This window comes from Verrucomicrobiia bacterium, from assembly GCA_035495615.1.
Classification (GTDB): Bacteria; Omnitrophota; Omnitrophia; order Omnitrophales; family Aquincolibacteriaceae; genus DATJFP01.
On sequence record DATJFP010000043.1, the window covers coordinates 1 to 22704 of the forward strand.

Genomic DNA, 22704 nt, shown 5'->3' on the forward strand with positions numbered 1-22704 from the left:
CTCGTCAGCCGGAGGCACGATGCCTTTGCCGTCACCATCCGCCTCCAGGTAAGGCTCCTCGGTCGGATAAAGGCCGTTGGTCCGGTACCACTCCATCACCTTTTGATGGGTCCGCAGAAAAACATCGGCGAGAGAGACCTCCGCGCTTTCCCCTTCCGCGGCCGTCGAAGACGCGGTCAAAAGCTCGGCGGGAAAAAACTTCAGGAACATGACCGGCAGCGCGTTGTGCTTCCGCAGCCCGTTGCCCGCGAGAATCACGCGCCCGGGGCGGCTGAACTTCTTCATCCACGCCTCGCCCTGCGGCGTGGCCAGCACCACGATCATCTGCTTCGTCTTGATGCCGTCGAGCCAGGAGATCAGGGTCTTGAAATCCACGTCCCGGCCCGGCAGGTGAAGCTTCGCGTTTTCATCATGCCCGTTCGCATGGCCCGCGATAAAGACCACCACCTGTTCGCGTTCGCTTTTGCCGGCCTGGCCCTCGAAAAAGCTTTCCAGGTTTTCGCGCGTGGCCATGAGTTCATTGCCGTTTTCGCCGACGCTGCCCTGCTCGTTGAAGACCACGATCGAATCTTCGCCGTAGCCGTTTTCCCGCAGCATGTTGTGCAGCGCGCGCGACGAACCCAGGAAAGATTTTTTATAATCGTAACCGCCGGAGAGACCCGTGATCAGGACAGCAAGCTTGGGATTTTCGGAAGGGGCTGCGAGGGCCTGGTTTTTCAATACCGGAAAGACCGCCGGGAAACTAAAAAACGCGAACGCCGCGAGACGCCAAATTCTCTTCGACATGACTGCGAATCAGCCGGCCAAATGCCGGTGACTTCCTTTCTGGAACCGCTTAGCGGCCTTTTCGGACCGCTTGTGTCACTAGGGATGGGCCCATTTTAACCGATACGGAAGATTAAAACCTTTTTAATCTTGTAGGGATAACCCTTTTTTTACACAGCAATTACAGAAAATTTTATATCTTTAACAATCAAACCATATCAAGCGCCATCATAGCCCCCCGAGAGACGCGGGGAATGAAAAAGAAAACGGCTGTTTCCCCGGCAAAAAGACCCGTTTTTTTGCCCGGTTTAGGCCGCGGATTTGACGAGGTTCTGGATGGCGCGGGTGTTCGCGATGTCGTTGAAGAAGTTGACGAGGAAATTGAAGGCGCGCTCGCTCATGACGCGAGGATCGTGCCCCGTGGATTTTTCGAGGAAGCCTTTCAGGTACGGCGAAGCCAGGACTTTGAGCGACATCTCCAGGAATCCGCTGCCGCCGCCGAGGGCTTCGCTTCGCGCGAACCACTCCTGCGCGAAAAACGAACGTTCGCTCAAATCGCCCTGGACCTTCGGCACCACGAGCTGCACGCCCTGCTTGAAAACGCCGTAGTACCCGTTTCCGAACTGGATGCGGCTGAGCGGCGAAAGATCCAGGCGCCCGTCCGCGTAAGGCCGCAGGAAAATCGAGGCCGCTCCGAGGCGCGAAGCAAAGGCGCGCGCCGTTGCCGCGTGCGGGCCGTTTTTGTCGAAAGGAATGCTGACCGTGATCCCGCGCGAGACGAGTTCTTCGAACGCGCGCTGCGTTTCCGCGAAGCCCGGCTCCGAAGGAAGCGGCAGAAACGCGGCGTCGAAAACAAACGGCGGCGCGTTCTGGAAACTCCTGGGATCGAAAAGAAGCTGTTCCGGAGACCGCGGGTATGGGTCCTGCGCGAGCTCCCGGAACGCGGCATTCCAAACCTCGACCGGAATTTTTCCCGCCTTGAGGAACATCGCCCGTGCGGCCGGCGAGAGCCTGGTGGATTCCAGTGCCTGGATCCCCGCTTCTTCCAAACCCAGAAATTCCCGGGCCACGGCGGCGCGCAAAAGCCCGGCAAGATAAGGCACGTCCACCCACGCGGCCGTGTCCGGCCCCAAGGATTCGCGGATCGTGTTCTCCAGGTCCAGCGAATAAATGCCCGAAACGATTTCGCGCACGCTTTCCACCGCCGAAAAACGGGCCGTGAGGCTGCGGTTGAAATCCGTCCACGCGCTTTCGATGCCGCGCAGTTCCTGGCGCGCATCCTCGCGCAGCGAATCCGCCGCATGCGCCGCATCGGCCGTGTAGCGCTCCGCAATCACGCCCGGTTCGGGCAAAAGCTTGGTGATATCCGGCCCGGCCGCAGCGGCCTCAGGCAGCGAAGATGCCGTGGGGACTTCAGGCTTGCTTCTCAATTCCGTTTTGGGCGCGAGATTCTCATGGCCGTTCTTTGCCGGGGCTTGGATGGCCGGAGCCGGTTCCTGCGCGGTTCTCAGCTCCGGATGCAGCTTCGACTCGATCAGCTGCGGCGCTTCGAGAGGCTGCCAGGACTGGAACAGCCGGTTCATCCATCCTTCCCACATGCCGTTCCAGGTCCGCGGCTTGCTCGCGATGAGGGCGTGCACGACGATGTCCCGGCCGTGGCGTTCGTAATCCTGGCGCAGCGGCGTGCTTTCGGGAAAATCTCCGGGCCGAATGTTGATCAGGCGGTCGTTTTTTAAGCCCGCCCGCTTCAGCTCACGCTGGATCGTGCGGACCGGATACCGGATGAATTCCGTGCCCGTCTTCACGTTTTCTTCGCCTTTGGGCACGGGATACGTCGTGATGACGACAATGCCGCCCGGCCTCAGGACGCGCATCAATTTCGGGAACAGTTTCTGCATTTCGAAATAGCCGATGGCTTCTCCGATGTAAATCACGTCGCGGCTTTCCGCGGGCAGACGGTCCAGCAATTCATTCGCGTCGCCGCGCTGAAGCGGGATGTGCACGCCCTGCGCCGACGCGTTTTCATTCAATTTGTCCGCGAGCGCATCCGTCAGCTCCATGCCGTCCACGCGGAAGATGCCGTGTTTGTGCAGCGCGATTTCCGCGGCGCCTTCGCCCGGCCCGATGGAAAGCATTTCCGGCACGGCGGGTCCTGGAAAATACAGGTTCCGCAGCGCGGTGAATTCTTCCGCGATGCGCTGCAGGTACTCGCGGTATTTGGTGAGCGAGATGCGCACTTTGCGCGTTTCGGTTTCCGAGACCCTGACTCTTCCTCCCGGATTCGTCGCGGCCTTCGTATGAAAATCGCGGATCGCTTCCACATCGGGCACCGGGGTTTTTTGTTCGCCGCGATCGGCGTCCGAGGCTTCGGCCCTCAGCTCGGCCCGGCTTGCGGCGAGCGCGTTCTCGAGAATGCTCCGCAGGAAAACCTCTCTTTCGGGCGCGGCGGAACCTGCAAGCGCCTTGATTTCACTCAGGCGGCCTTGGGCTTCGATCAGGGCTTGATGCAGAACGCGGCTCCATGCGATCGTTTCGCCCGCGTGGTCCCTCAAAAATGCCGCGATCACGCGGCGCGCGAGGCCATGGCCTTCCAGAGGATTGGACAGGTCGCCGGTTTTTTCGTGCTCTTTGTGCACCTCTGTCCCGGCAAAATCGTGAAATTCGTCGAATTCCCCGATCGTTTTGCCGAGAATTTCTCCGGCCGAATATGTTCCCAGATCCGCGAGCAGTTCATGAACGGCGTCGTCAACACTCAGATAGTCGCTGGAAGAACCCAGCCCGATACGCCGGCTGACCGCGGGATGGACGGACTCATGGCCAAAGATAAGAAAGAGGAACGCGCGGGACCGCGATTCCAGCATGGCGCGTGAAGTCTGGAAATCCGAATAGGCCTGCTGCGCCCATCCTTTTTCGATAATGCCCGCGACGGCCACCGCGTTTCTAAAAAGAAGGCGCAGGGTCGGCTCCTCATAAATGGCAAGGCCCTGGCGGGCGAAATGCACTTGCATCGACAAGGTCAGGGCCACGGCATCGGCGCGCACGGCAAAGACAAGAGGCACCTGGCTTTCATGCGCCCGCACCGCGGCGGTTTTCTTGGAGGCCGTGATTTCCCCGCGCGCCCGCTCCGCAAGCGCACCGAATCTTTCCTCGAACTTGGCGGAATCGAGCATGCCCGCGGCCGCCAGATAGCCCAGGGCAAGGAGCCGCACTTGCGTGGGCGCGTCCGTGTCGTCGGCGGCCTGATTAAAAAAAGGCTCGTCTTCTTTTCTGGAATTGCGCCCCAGGACATGCAGGAGAAACAGTTTTTCGGAAACCGTCTCCGCTTTTTTGAAAAGCCCGGCAATGCCGTCGTTGATGATCCTGACGACGGGGCCTTTGCTCAAAGGGCCGTCCAGGAGGTCCTGATGGGTGTGATTGATGAACCGGCTGATCGTGGCCGCATCCCATTTCGAAATTTCTTCCAAGAGCCCCAGAACCTTGTTTTCTCCCTGGTCTTCCAGCGCATGCGTTAAAACGGATTGGGCAATCAGCATCACCATCACATCGGAGCGGGAAGAAGTGGAAGGCTCGGCAATGACCAATTGGCGCAGGCGCTCAGCCGTATTTTCTTTCCCGGCCAGGACCCAGCCTTCGGCGCCCACCACAAAACGGCCGTACGTCTCGCGATCCGCGGCCGCGGCATGGAAAAGGCTGACGAGTACTTCGTCTTCGACTGCTGCCTGATCCCATTTAGAAATCGTCGCGCGCGCGCGCATGCTCACGGCATTTTTCTGTTCACGCAGCCGCGAAAGCTCGTCGCCGAATTGCGAGGCTTCGGTATCGAGCCTTTTGATTTCTTCGATGAGGGGTGTGCCCTTGTCCGCGGGATAGCCCGCGTCCACGGCCTGGCGAAGGGCTTTGTCCGTCGCTTCCCACGCGCGGTAAACGTCATCTTCTGTTTTGAAGGCCTGATCCAGCTCCTGGAAATAAGCTTTTTGGGCCGCGTTGATTTCCGCCGTCAGACGCTGCACCTCCGAGCGATAAGCCTCCAGGGCCGCGGCATGCGCGGGCGCATCCGATTGGACAAGAAGATGGATGCGGAACGCCTCCTGATAACGCTGCACCGCGGCTTCGGCCTGATCGAAGAGCCCATCGAACGATGCTTTCCGCGACGCCAGCGATTCCCGGTAACGCAAATACTGCGTCTGGGCTTCCCGGTACGCGGCCACGAGCGCTTCGGGCTCCTGCGCGCGCAATTCCGCTTTCGGCGGCTCGCCGCGTTTGCGGTTGATCACAAGTCCGTACTGGTCGATCTCGATGGGCTGCACGACGATCGGTTCCGCGGTTTCGAGCGGGGCGGGCGCCGCGGCTCCGGAATCGAGCGTCAATTCGTGTTCGCCTTCCGCGGGGCCTGTCGTGAGCTCGTACGCGCCTTCGTCCGGCGACGTCGTCAAATCGTACTGGCCGTGGTCTTCTTCAGCGGGAGGTTCTGTCGTAAGCTCGTAAGCCCCTTGGTCGTCCACGGCGGGAGGTTCTGTTGTCAGTTCGTACGGCCCTTGATCGTCCGCCGCAGGTCCTGTTGTCAGCTCGTAAGCTCCCTGGTCGTCGGCCGCAGGTCCCGTCGTCAGTTCGTAAGCGCCTTGATCCGCCGGGGCTTTGCCGGGAACCTGCGTCTTGTCTCCCACAGGCGATTGCGTCAGTCCCGCGCCCGGAACCGCCGTCTTACTTGCATCCGGCGCAACGGTCTTGGACGCGCCGGGAACCTGGGTCTTTCCGGTATCTTCCGGTTCTTCCGGCTGCTCCTGAGGATATCCTTCATACTCGAATTTCAACCCGCGCAGCAGGAACTCGATTTTTCCCTTCACGCTCGCTTTCTGGAAATAATTTTCTTCGGCCAGATCCCAGCCTTTCTCGGAGGAAGTGCCTTCGAGGCGCCGGAGCTGATAAAGGAATTGCTGCTGCTCGTCCTTGGATAACTGATCGAAAATACTTTGAGGCGTGTAAACAAGCTGCCCGCGCCGAAGCCAGACCACAGCTTTTCCCAATTCCACAAGATAACGCGCCACGGGCCGGATGATTTTCATTCTTTCCTCACGCTGCGTGACGTGCGACAGGGCATTGCGGACGTACAGCGTCTGCTCCTCGATCGCCGCGATCAGCCCCTGAGCCGCGGCCCTCTTCGCGTCTCCTTTGTCGTCCCCGATGCTCTGAAGCCAGAAAACCGAGATCTGCTGCCGGTGTTGTTTCACTTGCTCCTGAACCGCCGGCCCCTGCGTTTTTTCGGCTTCCAGCAGCTGGTCGATGTAATCCATCATCGGTGTCAGACGCGCCATGATCTGCGCATGCTTTTCCGCGAAAGCGCGCGACCCCGCCAGCCAGCGCGGAAGTTCGGGCCTTTGGATCGCCACCATGTTCTTCGGCGTGCCTGCAGCCTTCGGCTTTTCGGCAGGATCCTTCAGGGCTTCGGCCGCCATGCGTTCGATTTCCGCTTCACTCGGAGCGGCGGGGACGGGCTCCGCCTTGGGCAGGGCCGGGGGCTGGACAGCCGGCTTCGGTTTTTCCGGCACGGGATCAGGAATACTTTTCAAAATATCAAACGCGGCGTCTTCGTCGCTTGGGTCTCCCGGTTCGGCCCTCAATTCATTTCGCAGCGCCTTCTCACCCGCCATCTGCCGTTTGATTTCGTCGGCAATCGCCGTGAAGGCGCCTTTCTCCCGCAGCTCCGCTTTCACGCCTTCCGGCAGGCTTTCCGCCGCGCGGCCGACGAGCTCGGTAAAACTTTGTTCCGCCGCGGCGCGTCCCACCGCAATCTCGCCCTGCGTCTCAGCCACCTGCATTTGCCGCACCACCGGACCCGCGGCGCGCTCCACCGCCATCCGCGCGTCCGCAGAAATCGCCTGCCCCGAGGCAAAGTCTCCGGCGATCGACTGATACGTCCCCGGCGCGGCCGGCGGCAGGACGAATTCCGGCGCGGCATCGATCTGCAGGGCCTGTTCCGGCAGCCGGTCTGTCGTCACGTAAGTCACGAATCCTTTGAAGTCCACGCTCGGGTCTGTCGCCGCGACCACGACGGTCTGCAGGGCCGAAGGCTGTCCGCCGCAGACTTTTTCCAGGGCCTGGGCCGCGGCCTGCGGCGTCATCTGCCCCTTCCCGGCAAGCGCGGTAAAAGTTTTGTTCAACACGGAAAATTTCTTTTCGAATTCGTCCCGGATTTTATCCAGCGATTCCTTTTGATACCGCGCGAGCTCTTTGCCGAGCGCCGCCAAAAGCGAGTCCCGGTTTTCCCCGCCGTCCAACTGACTTTCAAATTTTTTCGCATACACTTCCGCCAGCCTGTCGACGTACGCGGTATACCGGCCCGCTTCGGCCGTCCGCCCTTCCCGCGCCAGCGTGCGGATCACTTCGTCTCTCCAGATTTTCACGTCGCGCTTGAAGTCCGGCTTTTCCAGCGGCGCCACCAGCTCCGAAGACGCGTGCTTCATGAACGCGTCGTAAAGCGTCGTCTTGATCAGCGCCTTGTACGAAAGCCCGCCCTTCATCAGCTCTCCGTAATGCTCGTGCCCCTGGATCGAATCGATCTTGGGCGTGACCGTGACATAAGAAATCCCGGCATTTTTCAGCGCCTCTTCGAACCCGTCCGCGTGAAAGCCGCCGGCCAGCACGATCGCGGACTTTGATTTTTTTTCGCGCATGAGGCGCTGCAGGTTCTGATGAAAAGCCGAATCCCTGCGCATGGCCAGCCTGTAAAATTCCAGGGCCGGATAAATTTCCGCGCGGTCGTCCCCGAGCAGCTTCAGGTATTCTTCCGGCTCCTTCTGGTAATCGTTCAGCTGCCTGCGCACCAGCTCCATGCGCGCCAGGTCTTTCATCACGCGCAGGCGCGCGTATTGCTTCAACAGCTCCTGCTGTTCCTGCCCCGGGGCCAGGGACGACTCCACGGTCCCGAGAAAGGCCTCCAGCTCGTCGAAGAGCCGCGTGCCGCGGATCATCGAAAGCGTTTCCGCGCGGCCCGCGAGCCTTTTCATGGCGGGCGTCAGGCGCGGCTTGAGCCCCAGCTTCTGACCGTTTTCCAGCAGCACGTTGAGAAATGCGCCCGCATCGAGCGCGCCTGTCAGGTAATCCTGAAATTTCGCCTGAAGGGCAAGCTGGTCGGGTTTGGGCAATTTTTCCGCGTGCCTGGCCAGGAAAGCGCGCGCCATCTGCTTGATCGCGGCGTCGAGGCTTCCGCTGGTAAGGTCTTCCCCCGAAGAAAGCGATTCCATCAAAGCCGCGAGCTGCGGATAAAAGGGGCGGACGGCTTCGTGCATGGCGCCGGCGCCGAATCCCAGCGGCGCAGGGTCCAGCCCGTTCAGGAATGACAAGAGTTCGAGGAGATCTTTTTTCTCGTCGTAAAAAGCGCTTTGGCGTTCGAAGAAAGCGTTCAGCTCCGGCGTAAAAGCCGTTTTCCTTCGCGCGTCAAACTCCTTCTCCGCGGCCGCGAGCCTTTCCAGGATCTTTTTCTCGTTTTGTTCCGCGCGCAGGTACGCAAAATAATTATCTTCGTAGAGCGGCCAGTCTTCGATCCCGTAATATTCCATGCCGTCCGGATTCAGCACCGCGGCCAATTGCGCGCCCGTTAATTCGCCGCGGTCGAGATATTTCTTCATGGCCTGCTCTTTGACGAACGCGTCGGGAAACGAGCGCAGGAGCGTGACGTCGATCTTTCCCTTCGCGCCTTCGAGCGCGGCAAGCCGGATGCCGTAATTTTTCTGAAAATATCCGATCAGTTTGCGGATGTGCTCCTGCGCGCTGTTGACCGCATGCGCGTCCTGGATGAAAACGACGAAAGGCCCGGGCTTGTCCTGAAGGTACTGGCTCTGGATGCTTCCGAGTTCCGCGGGCAGCGTGATGGGAGAAGAAGACGAAATAAAAACCGGAGCCGGTTCCGCGATGTCCGCGCTCGCCGCCGGCGGCTGGAAAAAACCCGCGGGGAACAGGATCAAAAGCGTCAAAGCCGTGAGATGTCGTGTTCGGTTGCGCATAGTCTCCCGATTTTACGGACGGTGCTGCCGTCCGGATAAAAGACGAAGCGAGTCCTTGGACTCCCGAATCCAAAGTTCGCCCCTTTTAGACACTATCCGTAACAAGGATAACAGGTTAGAGCGATCATTGCCCAGGGCTGGGCGCTTTCGGAAAGAAATTTTTTACCTCAGGAAGAATAAGGACTTAGGAGGGTTTGGACCCTTAAAATAAGTTTTTTACCCCTCACCCTTCCCTCTCCCCCGTGGGGAGAGGATAAAGGAGAGGGGGCTTTTTTTGAGGCCCCATCCAGGCGGCGGACCAAAATCTTTGCCGTCGCTCCGAGCAAGAAAATACGCCTCGGCATAAATCACTTCCTTGCCCAGCGTGTAGGAACGGTAACGGTTCAGCGCGCAAATTTTGTTCAGATAATCGTTCTGCGCGAGCTGGGTTTTGTAGCAGCCCACCGCATTTTGCTTCATGGTCATTTCCGCGGTGATGTCCACCAGCCGGTTGACGCGCGCGAGCGGCGCGCTCACTTCGTAAAACGCGAGCCAAAGCGGCGGCTTCATTCCGCGCGCGGCGGCAAGCCCGGCTTCCGACACCGCGCAATGGTCCGGATGCAATTCCCCCGCGTGCGGCAGATAGACAAGCGTGGGCCCCGCGCTTTCAAACACGGCCCGGAACTTCTTTTTATAAAGCGCGGCGTCATGCGCCCGCTCTTTCAATCCCAAAAATTCCACGTCTTTCACGCCGAGCTTTGCCGCGGCCTCGAGGCATTCCCGCTTGCGTTCTTCCGGCTGCGCGGGATCGTCTGTCACGATCACGATCTTGACCGCGTCCCCGCCGCGGACGTGCTGGAGGATGCTGCCGCCCGGCCCGAGCGCCTCGTCGTCCGCGTGCGGCGCCAGCACCACGACGCTGTGGCGGCCCAGGGGTTCGGGGCGGTAAGGAATTTTTTCCGGCTCCTGCATCATGTGGGCTTCATCACGATCCGCGGCGGCGCCGGCAGCGAAAACCATTTCCGGATCCAGGAAGGATTGAGCGACGAAAGCGCGAACGAGGCCGTGATGTGGATGTAGCCCCACAGGATGATCTGGGAATCCTGGAGGGATTTGGAAATTTTGAGCGTCATCAAAAAGAAAAGCAGCGTGACCGCCGCCGTTTCCGCCGCGTAACGCGTCAGCGCTTTCGCGTGCTTCGTCTTGGCCATCTTCATCGCGGGAATAAAATTCCAGAAAACGAAATGATACAGGACGAGCGGCCTAAAAACACGGCGGCCCTGGAACACGTGAAGCTGGCTCAGCAAAATCAGAGGAACGGCCAGCCCCACGATATCGAAGAGAAGCTGGTCCCGGAATTCGCCGGGCGCCATGGCGGGCCGCAGCTTCCACAGGCAGACGAGCGACGCCGCGAAAGAAACAAGCAGCGCCGCAATCATCGCGGGCAGCGGCAGCCACCGGAACGACGGGTCCTGATGCAGCAGGATCGCATAGCCCGCCAGATTAAAAACAAACCGGGAAGCCAGGAGCGGCTTCATGTTCGCGGGGCGCGGCTCTCTCGGAAAGAGATAACTGTCGCTGAGCGCGTGATGGACGCCGAAATACAGCGCGATGCTCGGGCAGTTGTAGTAAGTGACGGCCGCTCCGGCAGCCGCCAGGAACGCCGCCGCGATCGTGGAGACCTGCCGCGAAAGCACGTGCCCCATCTGCTTCTGCGAATACCAGAGCGCGAGCGCGTAATGCGCGAATCCCACGCTCACGAAAACGCGGTCAAACTCACCCGGGACGATTTTTTTCAGCACCACCACGAAGATCACGCTCACAAGACGAAGCGACGCATGAAGCGGTATCGGGCCGTACGTTTTCGCCATGGCTCAGACCACCGTTTCGTTCACGAGCTGCAGCCGGCGGCCCGCGAAAATCTTCTGGACCCACCGCGGATTCAAAGACGAAACTCCAAACGACAGGATCACGTGCGCGTACCCCGTTGAAATGACCGCATATTCAAGGGCATGGGTCGAGAGTTTCCAAGGCGTGTCCCACAAGGGCGTGAACGCGAAACACGCCAGGCTCACCGCCGCCGTGGCCAAAAGGTATCCCGCCGCGTTTCCTGTCCCCTTCTTTGCCAGTCCCGGAAGCGGCAGAAAAAGCCAGATAGCCACATGATAGAAAAGCAATTGCCGGTAAGTGAAGCCGCCCACGGCAAGAGATACAATTACAGCCGCGAGAAGCGCCAGCTCGAAGAAGACCTGCTCCCGGAGCCCGGCCGCGGCAAAAGAGCGGCGCTCCACAAAAAGAAAATAATAAAAAACAGCGCAGGCCGCGGCAAAACCCGCCAGCATCAACGGCTGGGAAAATTGCCTCATCACCGGCTCCCGCGCCAGCATGATGCAGTAAGCAAACGCGTTCATCAGCAGACGGCCGCCCATGAGCGCGCGCCGTCCGCGGAGGCGGTCGTCGGAAACCACGTAGGATTCCGTCAGCGTGTGATGGACACCGAAAAACAAAACCATGTTCGGCCACTGATAATAAATCGCGGGCACCGTCAAAAACAGGAGCCCCAGGCCCGGCAGCCGTGTTTCCGGCACCAAGGCAACCCTCTTGATCTGCTTCCACGAATAAAAAAGGGCGAGCAGGTAATGGCCCATGGCCATGGCAAAAAAAACGCTGTCAAAATCTCCGGAGGAAAGCGACAGGAAACAGCCCGCGACGAGGGCGGCGGCAATCAGGCGGCAGAAGACTTTATACGGCATCGCGCTGCCTTTCCCGGTAGGGAAAAAATCTTTTCAGATTATTGAGAGGCGATTCAAACAAATGCCATGAAAGCGACGCCAGTATAACAGTTAACCCCAGGCGCAGCAAAATCACCGGCACGCTTTCCAGAGCCGGTACGCGCTCCGTCAGCCACGCCGCGAGGTCCCAGGTCGACAGGTGATAAAGGTAAAGACCGTACCCGATCTTGCCTAAATAATAGAACGGGCCCCAGGCCAGGATCCGGGAAAGAAGAAACCGGTCGTCATTCCACAGCGTCAGCACGATGACCGTAAAGGCCAGCAGATATAAAGAATGAACCCGCTGCACCCGGAACTGGAGCGCCCAGAGTTTCGTGTTGCCTCTGCCCCAAAACACGATGAGAGCGAGGATGAGCGCCGCGGCCATGGCCATCCAGGCCCAGGAGGAAATGCGCGTCTCCCGCATCTTGTTCCTGGCGCAGGCCGCCGCCCCGCCCCAAAGCAGCGCTTCCCCGCATACCGGCAAAAGCGTGCCGTAATAGGCGTACGGCATAAAAATCCGGAACCAGAACCGCAGCAGGCACGAAGCGGCGATCAGAAGCGCAAACCACCGCAGCCGGCTGCGGGACGGGATCAAAAAAAACAGCGCCGGATAAATAAGATAAAACTGCTCCTCGACACAAAGCGTCCACAAATGGATGTTCACCTGCTGCCAATTTTTCAAGAGCGCGTCCAGGCCGCCGTGCAGGCTCAGCAGGAAGATTTTCATGTTGAACGTGTAGGAAAAATACCAGGCCGGATCCTGCAGCCTTCCCAGCAGCAAAAGCACGGTGATGAAAAGATAATACGCGGGAAAGATGCGCAGGGAACGGCGCGCATAAAACGAAACCAGGAAATGCCGGCGCGGCACATGCTCGTATTCGAGGAGGATGTGCGTGATCAAAAACCCGCTCAGCACGAAAAAAAGCGGCACCGCGTAAGTCAGGAACCAGATTCTCTTGAGGTTTTTGATGTAGTAGTGGCAGATAAAAATGGACAGGAATGCGAAGAAACGCAGCCCATCCATCTGTCTTTTGCGTGACGCGGTCTGGGAACCCATTAGAAGAGGTCGGAATCTCCCATGGTGTAATAAAAATGGCGGTCGATCCAGGCTTCCGCCGGCTGCCCGGGAAAAACTTCAGGCCTTAAAATAATAAGAGAAATGAAAAGCGGCACCTGCAAAGGGACGGGCTCGAAGCCCGCGCGCGCGAGATGAGGATAAACCGGAGAATGCGCGCTGTGCCACATCTCCACGAACCGGCATTTCCCGAACCAGCGGGCCAGAATCCCGTCGATCATGCGCGGCAGATCTTCCACAAGCGCAAGAGGCGCCAGAAAATCCACAACCCGCGCCGTATCCCCTTCCACGGAGAAAACCAAAAACCCTTCGTCTCCTCCCGCTTCCACCGTAAAACAAAAATATTTTCTTACCGTCGAATCCGCATAGCGCCAGTTGAGATAATCCGCCTTGCGCCTGATAAAGCACGGATATTCCCCGCGGCAGCGCTCGTCGATGGAAGACACCGACTCGGGGAAACGGTCCCACAGCCTGCAGTTGAAAAAAAGCCGCTTCGGAAACCAGCTTTTCCCGATCTTTTTCCTCAGCGCCCGCACCGGAAGGCGGCAATGATGGCGCTTGGCCTGCTGGGCCGTAAAACCGTACATGAAGCTGCACCCCATCTCCCGCACGGTCTCGATGTAATGGCAGTAAGTCCGGTCGAACGTCCCCTCATCGCGATGCGTGGGCGCGGTCATCACATCGCACACCTGCGAGCTTGCAATGTCCTTCCCCTCGACGGAAAACGTCACGGGATAACCGCCATAATGCGAGACCAGGCTTTCCCCTTCAAAAGCCTGGACCGCAAAAAGCCCGTAAGGCCCCGGCTCATAGCGCCATGCCCACTCCTCTTCCGGGCGTTTCCAATGAAAGCACCGCAAGAAAAGATCCTTGGTCGCCTCAGAAACAGGCTTGTCCATGGTGCGGCAGTAAACCCCGGCAAGAGTTTTCATCGCCGCCATTCTAAACGGGGGCGCTCTGTCCCGCAACCCGAGTTTTCACTCCCTTTCCCGGTCATCGATTCCTATATTTCCTGACACCCTGAGAGGTGCCACAGGGCTAAGCTTCTTATATATAGGAGGTGCGTCATGGAAAAACCCAATCGTAAAAACCCGCAAGAAAGCACGCCTCCCCCCGAAGACAATCAGAATCGGATGGAGGACGAACTCCCCGAAATCGAGGAAGAAACCCAGGAAGTCGATGAAGACCCCCGCCAATACGAAAAAGAAGAACTCATCCGCATGGGGTATACCGAGCAAGGCCTGGACGCGCCGGTGGATCAGGAACCGATTGAAGAGGAAGAAGTGGTGAAGCCTGAGGATGAGGCAAATAACGAAAACAAACGCAATGCAGCATGAAATTCTCACACGGATTTTACAAAGACGTCGCTGAGGGCAGGGGAGAATTTTTTGTGTGCAATGCTTTTTGTCGTTGGATTTGCTGGTCTTGATAGCGGAGCTTTTCCTCGGAGAGACGATACTTTTGGCTTACTTCGCGGGCTTTATGTCTGCCAAACCAGTGACCGCCCAAAATAGCTCCGATCGATCCTATGCTGAAAGGCAGAATGAATCCAAAATAACTTCCGATGTAACTGCCGTAAGCGGGATAAAGAATTTTATAGGCTTCTATCTCGGTCGCATGATCGCCTTTTTCGATGAAATATTTGATGGCGGAAGACGATGCCTCGTCTTCCTGGATGAGATCCATGCCGGGAACAATGCGCATGAGAGCATAGAAGCCCCGGTTGCTTTGGCGGTCAAAATCTCTGGCATGTCCCGCTTCATGTACCACAACCGGCGTTATATCCGAAAAAATATGGATCGTATCATTAAAGGGGTTGTAATAATCGCCGGCCAGGATACGTTCGGTTATGAGCGAAATAGTTGTCGTAAGAAATCCGAATGGAATACGGATAGCCCAATGCATTTTTTTATTTGTAAATAAACGCCTGTATTCATCGACAAAAGCCGCCTTATTGACTCTTACTTTGACGTCTTCCAATTGATAGTAGATCATGTACTGACGCAGATCTTCCAGCGTTTCCTCAGAGACGTTTCGGTTTTGGAGCTTATGGTTCCAGAGAAGGAGTTCGTTAGGCAGGGCAAACAGACGGGCAATGAGATCAAGCGGCAGAATCTTCCACCCTCGCTCGATCACGGGCTCCGTGGGCCTTTCAGCAAAATCCCCGCGGATTGATTCTGCAGAATGTACGGCGGGATTCAAGACCATAGTCAAAGCCAAGGACACTGCCAGCGCGCGGCAACTGATCGGAAATTTCGTCACCGTGTCATCTCTGGCGGGCATGGATGAGTGAGGTCAAACTCTCGAGGTATTTATCCTCCCAATTGGGAGCAAAAATATTAGTCCTGACTTTGGGCTTCGAAACGACTTCAACACGCGCCTTGCCATCAGAAACCGGAGTGACGTAAACACCGACAACTTCCCCGTAACTCATCAGAGAGACTCTCTTCCCGAAAACAATATATTTCGCGTCCAGATTCTCTTCTTTAATGTCCAACCCCATCATGTTACCTGCTTCTTTAGCGGACTCCCAGGCATCCATGAATGCAACATCAAATGTCGCGCTCTTGCCTTTGCCGCGGAAGCCGTGGATGTTATGAGTGGTTGTACAACCGGCGAGGAATGCTATACTAAGGGCACAAAAAAAAAGCCGCACAATGGGGGGATTGCGCATTATTCACTCCTTATGGTTTGATGGATGAACCTATTATCTATTAAAAACCTGTCCGTGCAATACAAAAACTCCCCTCCCATTTTGGACGGCTTCACTCTCGATCTCGCGACGTCCGAAATCCTGGCCATTGTCGGACGGAATGGCACGGGCAAATCCACTCTTATAGGCGTGCTGGCAGGTCTTGTCCCCACCTATACCGGAAGCATTACTTTCTCAGGAAGTCCCTGGGATTTAAAAGCGCTGGAACAGACTGCATTTGTTTTCGACCATTCGCACTTCCCTTCTTTTTTAAAAGCTCGGCAAATTCTCCGGCTCTTCGCATCCGCATTCAAAAATGGCTCGGAAACCAAAATCGACGACTGCTTGAAACTCTGCAGCCTTGATGGGGTCGATAAAAGCTTTCGTCACTTTTCAAAAGGCATGCGCCAATCGCTCGCCATTGCCGTTGCCCTTCTCAAAAGCCCGCGTCTTCTGATCGCAGACGAAGGCTTCTCATCTTTGGATCCAGAAGCAAGGGAAAGGGTTTTCGCTCATCTCAAATCTCTCGTCCGAGACAAAAACGTCTCCGTCCTTTTCACGACTCATTCAGAAGAAGATTGCCGGCAGCTGGCAGATCGTAACCTTCGATTATAGCCCGATATGAAACGTCTTTATCTCCCCCATCTTATCGGTTTATGTTTGATCGCCTCCCTTATCGGTCTTTTCCAGTCCTTTGCCTTTTCTTATGCTTCTCTCAAATTTGATGACCTCAATGATTACTTGTTCCAGAGTTTTTCGGGCACGCTCGATTTCGTTTTCCCATTCCTATTCTTGATGACGGCCCTTTTTTTAATTCCTCGCGACATCGAATCCGGCTTCATCCGCCAGCTTATGGTTGTTCCCGAGTCGCGCTCCCGGCTCTTCGCAAATTATTATGTTGTCATGTATCTCTTGAATCTGCTTTCCTTGACCTGCTACTTAATTGCGGTCATCGTTAGCTATCGCTTTTTTTTCCGGACTGGACCGGCGCACATGTCTTTTGCGGCTTGGACGGGAGCGGTCGTCACGGCAGCTCTTACATTTCTTTTCATCCAGTCTTTTTTTCTTCTTTTTTATCTCGCCACACGGAATTCGTTTCTATCGCTCATCATTTCGGGCGCGGCCTTGTTTTCATTTGAAATCATTGCCGGCTTCTCAGACCTACAGGCATTTCTTCCCACCACCAATGCCGTTTTCTTTGTGGAATGGTTTAATGATTTTTGGAATGGCTTCCGTGACCAAACCACGGCTCTTGTCATGCCTCTAGCGATATTGATTATTTATAACGTCGTTCTCTACGGGATCAACCGATTTCTTTTCCGGCGCCTTAACCTTCTTTATGCGAACAATTAGCCTTTTGGGGGTGGCGATTTTATTCGCGCTTTCGATTGGTCCATCCGCTAAAGCTGAAGAAATCAATGTGGAAGCGCAAGGCTTTGCGATGGGCGGGAATATCCTGCCCAGCCCGGCGCCTCAGATCGACGAACGCCTTAACCGAAGCGATTGGCCCCGGCTTGTACTCCCGCAAGAAACGGCTGGCTATGCCGAATACCCCATCCGACGCGCATTCCTCGATCTTTCCATCCAAGATTGGAACCAGGACGGCCGGCCCGATCTGCTTTATCTTAAAAAAAACAATGGAACTTTCATCATTACGGTTTTCCTCAATAAATCCGGCACATTTGAATTCCTTTCCGATTTTTCATTCTCTTCGACTCCGGATGCCATTGAAATCGCGCCCCTAATCCTGGACTTCGATGGCGATGGGCGCAATGACCTCCTGCTCATAGAAAGGCATCCTTTTACCCGTTTCGTCAGCACCGAAAGACTGCGTTATGCGATCTATTGGGGCTCCGCGGACGGCTTTGCAGATGCACCTCTCGTTCCCAAGGAAAGCGACCTTCCCCCTGCGCCGCGCTATGTCCTCCAAAATAAAAAATCCGGAATCTATGCCTTGGTAACGGCCCAAAATACGCTCTTGCGGCCGACAAAAAAAGCCCTCACCCGGCTCCTTTTGAAGAAATCTGTTCTCTTTAAAATCAATTTCATTTCACTCACGAATAAGAGAGTAAACTCCGTTTGCCGTTACGATTTCAATGGCGGCCTCGAGGAGGAGGATTTTCTCGGGAAAGCCGGCGAATGGCGCCCCGTCACCCTTCCCGAAGTTCATCATTGGGAAAAGCGCGAGAAAGAGAATCCAAAAATCTTTTATGACTGGAACGGAGACGGAACAGTGGACATTATCGAAATTTTCGCGGGCGAAGAACATGTCGTGATAGACGGGCGCACGCAGCGGGAAATGGCCCGGTTCAAGCTCGATCGCAACAACCTGATGACCGGCAATTTCGTCGACCTGAACGGCGACAAGAAAATTGAAGAGGTCGATATAACTCCACGGGAAAATGGCATGGACGTCAAAACAGACGTCACGGTGAGACATACGTTTGACGGAGGAGGGGAAGAAAAATACACCTTCGAAGGGCTTCTCCTTTTTCCGCAATCGTTTGTCGATGTCGATGGCGACGGCGATCTAGATGCGCTCTGCGTCAAGCCGCCCTCGCAAATCCGGGATCTTTTAAAGCAGATGATCGCTTTTGTTTCAAAAAGAAAAAGCCGCGCGGAAATCCTGGTTTATGACCAGGGTCCGCGCGGCTTTTCAAGAAAACCCGATGAGCGAAGAAAGGTTCTGCTAGCGGGTTCTCTTGCCCGCCTCCGTTCCTTCGCCGATCTTCTTTAGCCTTTCGGAATGACGTTCAATTCATTATCGACATAGGCTTTGACCTCGGAACCGCTCATGATCTCCGCTTCTTTTCCCTTCATGAACAAAAAGAGGAAACAAAGAAGAATGCCCAACACTAAACTCAAGGTCTGCTTATCCTGCCCTTCTCGATGCAAAGTTGACCTCAGATAAACCGTCTGTCCGTCCGTAGCCGTGGTGGAAGTCACGGAAATACCTACTCGACCGGGCTCGCCTATAAAGCCACGATCCGACGCGGCAACAACCTCTCCTTCAGCGGGCGTGCCGGCAGCAATCATCACTTTGCCGTCTTCGGTCACATCCCTCAGCACTTCGAGATGCACGAGATCGCCGATGTGTGAAGTCTCACTTGAAACCATCTGCGTGACCCGCATGGCAACCGGGGTCCCTCGCTTGAGCTGAATTCCCGTCTGGGCGTATGCCAGCGGCATGGTTATGTTTGCTGGTACCACCATTAACATGGCAATGGCCATGCCGATCACTTTCTTAGTCATCCTCACACCCTCTGCTTTCTTCGTGATGAACAGTTTGATTTTTAAAATGGTAAAGTAAACCCCGTAAAGACTTCCGCCCCCCGCTGCAAAGCCCGACAAAATGCGGACAGCATGAGGATTTATTTCTTGATTAACCGCCTCCACGAAGACATCAAGAAGAAGCGGTACAAAAGAAACAAAAACCGCCGGCACTACAACCATCACTTTCAGATCGAAAGCATCCTTCTTTAGAAGAGTCCATAAACTGATGGCGGCAAACCCGCCAATAATCCCAAAACAATGGCTGCAAACCCCGTAATTCGAATTATGGTACCAGAGACAATGGCTTGGCATCTGATGGCAGAACGTTCTAAGCAATGCGTAAATATTTGAGGAAACATCGAGCATCTGCGCTTCGGTGTAGGCAGCAAAAAAAGAAAGAGCCAGTACCGAAATCGACACCGTGGCGATCAGAAGAGGAATCCAAAGGAGCCGTTCTTTTTTCATGTCAGTTGGAAGGTAAAATTAGCCGGCATATCTTTGGAATTCAAAGAATGGATGTTTTGAAGCTTAAGGGTCGCACCCTTGAGAGGGCTTTTTTTATTGTACTTGAAAAAGGCTACCGCTTGCGAAGACGCACCCGGGTCCGCAACAAATTGGTGCGATGCCGAAACCCTTCGTAAGTCGGATTGAATGGTCTGATTGACGTCTTTCGTATTAAGGGCGCACATGACCGGCATCACGATGATGGCAGGAGCAAGAATGAGAAATGTCCCGGCGGCAATGGCGGCTCCCGCAAAAAAGCCCCCCACTCCGCGGGACCATACGCTTTTCTTGAAATATTCCTTGTAGAGTTCATCGAAAGGAACGAGCGTCCAAGATTTGCCATCAGCCCCCATCAATTCGATGTCCTGCGCGGAAAGCTCGTAACCTCGCTTCGACCGGTTGTCGATGATGATAAGGATAGGAAGCAGTTTCTTGTCAAGCCGTTGTCCAAAAAAATCCACCTGCGAGGCTTCATCATCAAGAGGCTTGATCCCTACTTTTAAGGCTGGCTCCTCCGAACTTTGAATATAACGGCCTTCATCAGGAAGATAAGTTGGGGCTGGCATTCTATCGTAAGAAGCACATCCGGCCGCGGTCAGGACGAATAGAGGCAGGATCAAATAAGCAGTCAGCGTTTTTTGCACGGGGGTGCAAATCCTTTCAATGTTGTGCTCCCAAAAGGGATATTTAAAAGGTGTTGGATTATAATGCGTCCCCCAACTGAGGCCAAGGGGTTTTTCAGCGGAAAAGCGGGGCCTTATAATGAAACAAGGCTGTGAAATCGTCGATTCATGGAAGGGCTTATCAGGGCCGGACATCGTATATTCTCAGCCCCTATTTCTCCTAAAGCTATTAATCGGTTCCCCAAGTCGTCGGAAGATTCGCCATGCATAAATAGATTGCCCCATATCTCAATGCCGACGAGGTTGTGCACAAGCTGCGGCATGCTGCTGGCTCTATCCTTGATTGACCGACATTCTTTTTCCGACCATTTGAAGGCATTTGCCACAAACCCCTTATCCAGTAGAGGCGCAAGCCGTAACCAAATGTTCATATTAACTGGAAAATGGAGTTTAGGTGCATGAACGATGTCATGCGGCAGCTTTTTTTCCGCCATTTTCTTCACGACCCATTTTCCGGAGCCGTTCCGGTATTTGATAGCGCAGGGCGCATGCAGTCCGAAATCGAGCACATTATTTTCGAGAAACGGCGGCCGGGACTCAATGGAAGCCGCCATGCTGATCCGGTCATTCCGGTGAAGCACAGCCTGTAAATTCGCATACCAGTCATCAAGGCAGCGCGCAATAAAGGCTCTTTCCTCCCAAAGAGGGATGCGTTCGAGTTTCTTAAAGAGCAATTCTTCGCGCAGCAGGCTCCTGCCGCCATCCGTAGTTAAAGCGTAACGAACATTGTTTTGAGGCTGCTCAAGCTCAGAACGGAATCGGAACGGATACCGCATCATCATGCCGACATCCAGCGGCTTAAAAGAAGGATGCAGTTTTCCAAGTCCACGGAAGAACCCGTTGTTTTTAATGAATTTCGCGTGCAGCCGCCGCATCTTCCAGAGATGGTACATTTGCGCCTGCCATTTATATCCTCCAAATAACTCATCCGATCCTTCTCCGGTAAGAACGACTTTGATTCCATCTTCCCGGCACGCGCGCGTCACCATCATGTACGGCATATCGTTCGCATGGCAATTCGGCTGGTCCCCATGCCAAACCGCCTCCGGCCACAAACGAATCAGATCTTCGGGAGAGCAATGGATGCGGCGGATTTTCATGCCAAGATGCCGGCCGACGCGCTCCGCTTTATCACCCTCCGAAACAGCCCCTTCCACGTTGGCAACATACCCCACGACATCCGGTTTGAAATCGTGCGCAATCGCCGTGGTAAGGCTCGAGTCAATGCCGCCGGAACACATCGTGGCAACAGGAGCATCGCTCACAAGCTGCATTTTCACCGCATCAGTCATCAAGATTTCGAACCGCGCCAAAAGCGCCGCAGAAGGATGCCTGGAGCAGGACAATAACTTGTCGATGTTCAAGGCTTCGATCGGATCGAAATAAACGGTCTTCTTGATGGAGTCCTGCGTAATTTTGAGATAACTGCCGGGGGTCACTTGCTCGACGCCTTCGAAAGGCGTCCAGTCCCCTTCGAAACGCTGATGCGTAAGAAAGTGACCGAGAGCGTGCACGTCAGGCCGGCATGGAATTCCCGGGTGCTCGAACAACGCTTTCATTTCCGACGCAAAAGCAATCAGATTTCCGCGGTGGGAGAAATACGCGGGTTTGATTCCTGATCTGTCCCTGGCTATCCATAGCGATCGAGAACGCAAATCGAAATAAGCAAAACCGAACATCCCGTTAAAACGCGGAATCGCTCTTTCGGGTCCCCAACGGTGCAGGGCATAAAGCGCGACTTCCGTATCCGTCCTGCTCCTGAACTTGATTCCCTCTCGCGCCAACTCGTCCCGGAGCTCGGCAAAATTATAAACTTCCCCGTTATACGTAAGGACGCCCATCCCGTCCGCAGTCACAAACGGCTGATGCCCGTTCGCGCTCAGGTCCAGAATGCTGAGCCGGCAATGCCCGAGCCCTAGATCTCCGTGGACCCAGGCGCCTTGATCGTCCGGTCCCCGATATCGAATTTTTGCGATCATTCGCTCCAGAATCGCTGTCTCAGCCTTTGCCCCGCCGCGATCCCAGAACCCCACAAACCCGCACATGAAACAGTCTCGCTTTCAAAAGAATCAGTAAACCGAATTATCGCCACCTCCCCGCTGTTTCACAATGCTCTTCCAGCGAAAATTTGCTGATAGATCTTTTAATAATAGATGCGACTCGCACAATAGATGGAATTGTGCTTCCAATATCACCGGCAGGGATAGCTTTGTAAGGCTAAAGATTGAAAGCAAGGAAAGGATTGCGCAAACCGCGGAAGATAAATTAACTACTGGTCACCAGGGGAAATAATCAGATTGGATTAGCGCCTTTGTCGCACGGCCCATACATGCTTCACCGGGCTTGGCGGCAACACATCCCGTTCCGCCTTCTGTTTTTTCCTGAAGGAAAGCTTGTTTAACCTGAAAATGGGGATTTGCAGGCTGATAAGGATCACCCGGGCCAATTTTTTTATAAAACTGCAAAAATCGATCTGTAAATTCTATGCCCTCATCATAATCACCGATGTGATCATATAATCGAGCAATTGTAGCAAAAACAGCATCGCACCATCCCACACACATTTGGGGGGGCAATATTTTTTTATATTTCTTTTCCAAATAGCTAATGTAATCGTAAATAGACTGCGTTGAATTTGTGTCACGAGCCTTGATTAGTGCCTCCAATTCCAATTTTTCATAGCACGACGGACTGGGCAGTTGGCCGGACGGCATTTCCGGACACTCTTTGAGTCGCTTAACTTGATTAAGAGCATCCTCATATTGCCCATTAAACTTCAACGCATCGGCCGTCAGAAGAACAGGTCTGGCAATATCGTAATCATGAAGAAGCAGATCAGGATTCATGGCCTCATTATATTTAACAATACCTTCCGTATAGTGTCCTTGTTCCACCAAATTATTGCCTTCTTTTATCAGACGTTCTTGCTCAAAAATCTTCTTGGTATGCTCATCATTGC

17 protein-coding genes are annotated in these 22704 nt (G+C 55.2%); 4 read left to right on the forward strand and 13 right to left on the reverse strand.

The window, feature by feature from the left end; all coding sequences use genetic code 11:
• The 7 genes from VL688_06050 to VL688_06080 all read right to left on the reverse strand — a co-directional run.
• The coding region (locus tag VL688_06050) for a hypothetical protein (protein HTL47610.1) at window positions 1-786 on the reverse strand (786 nt) is incomplete at its 3' end.
• Window positions 787-1073: 287 nt separating this feature from the next.
• A complete protein-coding gene (locus tag VL688_06055) occupies window positions 1074-8765 on the reverse strand; it encodes a methyltransferase domain-containing protein (protein HTL47611.1) in 7692 nt (2563 codons plus the stop codon).
• A 216-nt stretch (window positions 8766-8981) separates the two neighbouring features.
• On the reverse strand, window positions 8982-9764 hold the full coding sequence (locus VL688_06060) for a PIG-L deacetylase family protein (protein ID HTL47612.1): 783 nt from the start codon (window positions 9762-9764) through the stop codon (window positions 8982-8984).
• On the reverse strand, window positions 9716-10615 hold the full coding sequence (locus tag VL688_06065; protein HTL47613.1) for a hypothetical protein: 900 nt from the start codon (window positions 10613-10615) through the stop codon (window positions 9716-9718). Before VL688_06065 ends, VL688_06060 begins: the two co-directional genes overlap by 49 nt.
• A 3-nt stretch (window positions 10616-10618) precedes the next feature.
• Entirely contained in the window at window positions 10619-11497 is an 879-nt protein-coding gene (locus VL688_06070) for a hypothetical protein (protein ID HTL47614.1), read from the reverse strand.
• The gene (locus tag VL688_06075) at window positions 11487-12542 is read right to left on the reverse strand and encodes an acyltransferase (protein ID HTL47615.1); all 1056 of its coding nucleotides are present in this window, start codon (window positions 12540-12542) and stop codon (window positions 11487-11489) included. Before VL688_06075 ends, VL688_06070 begins: the two co-directional genes overlap by 11 nt.
• 32 nt (window positions 12543-12574) lie before the next feature.
• On the reverse strand, window positions 12575-13525 hold the full coding sequence (locus VL688_06080; protein ID HTL47616.1) for a GNAT family N-acetyltransferase: 951 nt from the start codon (window positions 13523-13525) through the stop codon (window positions 12575-12577).
• Window positions 13526-13660: 135 nt separating this feature from the next.
• On the opposite strand from VL688_06080, the gene VL688_06085 reads away from it, so the two are divergent.
• Complete coding sequence (locus VL688_06085; GenBank protein ID HTL47617.1) at window positions 13661-13930, forward strand: hypothetical protein; 270 nt, start codon at window positions 13661-13663, stop codon at window positions 13928-13930.
• Between the two features lie 16 nt (window positions 13931-13946).
• Here VL688_06085 and VL688_06090 read toward each other — a convergent pair whose 3' ends face one another.
• Complete coding sequence (locus tag VL688_06090; protein ID HTL47618.1) at window positions 13947-14855, reverse strand: hypothetical protein; 909 nt, start codon at window positions 14853-14855, stop codon at window positions 13947-13949.
• Window positions 14856-14859: 4 nt separating this feature from the next.
• The gene (locus VL688_06095; GenBank protein HTL47619.1) at window positions 14860-15267 is read right to left on the reverse strand and encodes a hypothetical protein; all 408 of its coding nucleotides are present in this window, start codon (window positions 15265-15267) and stop codon (window positions 14860-14862) included.
• A 54-nt stretch (window positions 15268-15321) separates the two neighbouring features.
• On the opposite strand from VL688_06095, the gene VL688_06100 reads away from it, so the two are divergent.
• The 3 genes from VL688_06100 to VL688_06110 are packed head-to-tail and all read left to right on the forward strand — an operon-like array spanning window position 15322 to window position 18022.
• Window positions 15322-15900 carry an ABC transporter ATP-binding protein gene (locus tag VL688_06100; protein HTL47620.1) on the forward strand — a complete coding sequence of 193 codons (579 nt, stop codon included), beginning with the start codon at window positions 15322-15324 and terminating at the stop codon, window positions 15898-15900.
• A 6-nt stretch (window positions 15901-15906) separates the two neighbouring features.
• On the forward strand, window positions 15907-16638 hold the full coding sequence (locus VL688_06105; GenBank protein ID HTL47621.1) for an ABC transporter permease: 732 nt from the start codon (window positions 15907-15909) through the stop codon (window positions 16636-16638).
• Window positions 16625-18022, forward strand: a complete 1398-nt coding sequence (locus tag VL688_06110; protein ID HTL47622.1) for a VCBS repeat-containing protein — start codon at window positions 16625-16627, stop codon at window positions 18020-18022. The genes VL688_06105 and VL688_06110 overlap by 14 nt, the downstream gene beginning before the upstream one ends.
• On the opposite strand, the gene VL688_06115 is transcribed toward VL688_06110, so the two are convergent.
• The 4 genes from VL688_06115 to VL688_06130 all read right to left on the reverse strand — a co-directional run.
• Window positions 18019-19023: a DUF2085 domain-containing protein gene (locus VL688_06115; GenBank protein ID HTL47623.1), complete on the reverse strand. Its 1005-nt coding sequence runs from the start codon at window positions 19021-19023 to the stop codon at window positions 18019-18021. The genes VL688_06110 and VL688_06115 overlap by 4 nt on opposite strands.
• Window positions 19020-19706 (reverse strand): hypothetical protein, encoded by a 687-nt coding sequence (locus tag VL688_06120; GenBank protein ID HTL47624.1) that lies wholly within the window; start codon window positions 19704-19706, stop codon window positions 19020-19022. Before VL688_06120 ends, VL688_06115 begins: the two co-directional genes overlap by 4 nt.
• Window positions 19707-19819: 113 nt before the next feature.
• Complete coding sequence (asnB, locus tag VL688_06125; GenBank protein HTL47625.1) at window positions 19820-21790, reverse strand: asparagine synthase (glutamine-hydrolyzing); 1971 nt, start codon at window positions 21788-21790, stop codon at window positions 19820-19822.
• 231 nt (window positions 21791-22021) lie between these two features.
• The coding region (locus VL688_06130) for a hypothetical protein (GenBank protein HTL47626.1) at window positions 22022-22704 on the reverse strand (683 nt) is incomplete at its 5' end.

What these genes read in the sequence shown, in the direction of transcription:
- VL688_06055 (HTL47611.1), bottom strand. Translation starts at nt 8,765, where the DNA reads ATGCGCAACCGAACACGACATCTCACGGCTTTGACGCTTTTGATCCTG.
- VL688_06060 (HTL47612.1), bottom strand. Translation starts at nt 9,764, where the DNA reads ATGGTTTTCGCTGCCGGCGCCGCCGCGGATCGTGATGAAGCCCACATG.
- VL688_06065 (HTL47613.1), bottom strand. Translation starts at nt 10,615, where the DNA reads ATGGCGAAAACGTACGGCCCGATACCGCTTCATGCGTCGCTTCGTCTT.
- VL688_06070 (HTL47614.1), bottom strand. Translation starts at nt 11,497, where the DNA reads ATGCCGTATAAAGTCTTCTGCCGCCTGATTGCCGCCGCCCTCGTCGCG.
- VL688_06075 (HTL47615.1), bottom strand. Translation starts at nt 12,542, where the DNA reads ATGGATGGGCTGCGTTTCTTCGCATTCCTGTCCATTTTTATCTGCCAC.
- VL688_06080 (HTL47616.1), bottom strand. Translation starts at nt 13,525, where the DNA reads ATGAAAACTCTTGCCGGGGTTTACTGCCGCACCATGGACAAGCCTGTT.
- VL688_06085 (HTL47617.1), top strand. Translation starts at nt 13,661, where the DNA reads ATGGAAAAACCCAATCGTAAAAACCCGCAAGAAAGCACGCCTCCCCCC.
- VL688_06095 (HTL47619.1), bottom strand. Translation starts at nt 15,267, where the DNA reads ATGCGCAATCCCCCCATTGTGCGGCTTTTTTTTTGTGCCCTTAGTATA.
- VL688_06105 (HTL47621.1), top strand. Translation starts at nt 15,907, where the DNA reads ATGAAACGTCTTTATCTCCCCCATCTTATCGGTTTATGTTTGATCGCC.
- VL688_06110 (HTL47622.1), top strand. Translation starts at nt 16,625, where the DNA reads ATGCGAACAATTAGCCTTTTGGGGGTGGCGATTTTATTCGCGCTTTCG.
- VL688_06115 (HTL47623.1), bottom strand. Translation starts at nt 19,023, where the DNA reads ATGAAAAAAGAACGGCTCCTTTGGATTCCTCTTCTGATCGCCACGGTG.
- asnB (HTL47625.1), bottom strand. Translation starts at nt 21,790, where the DNA reads ATGTGCGGGTTTGTGGGGTTCTGGGATCGCGGCGGGGCAAAGGCTGAG.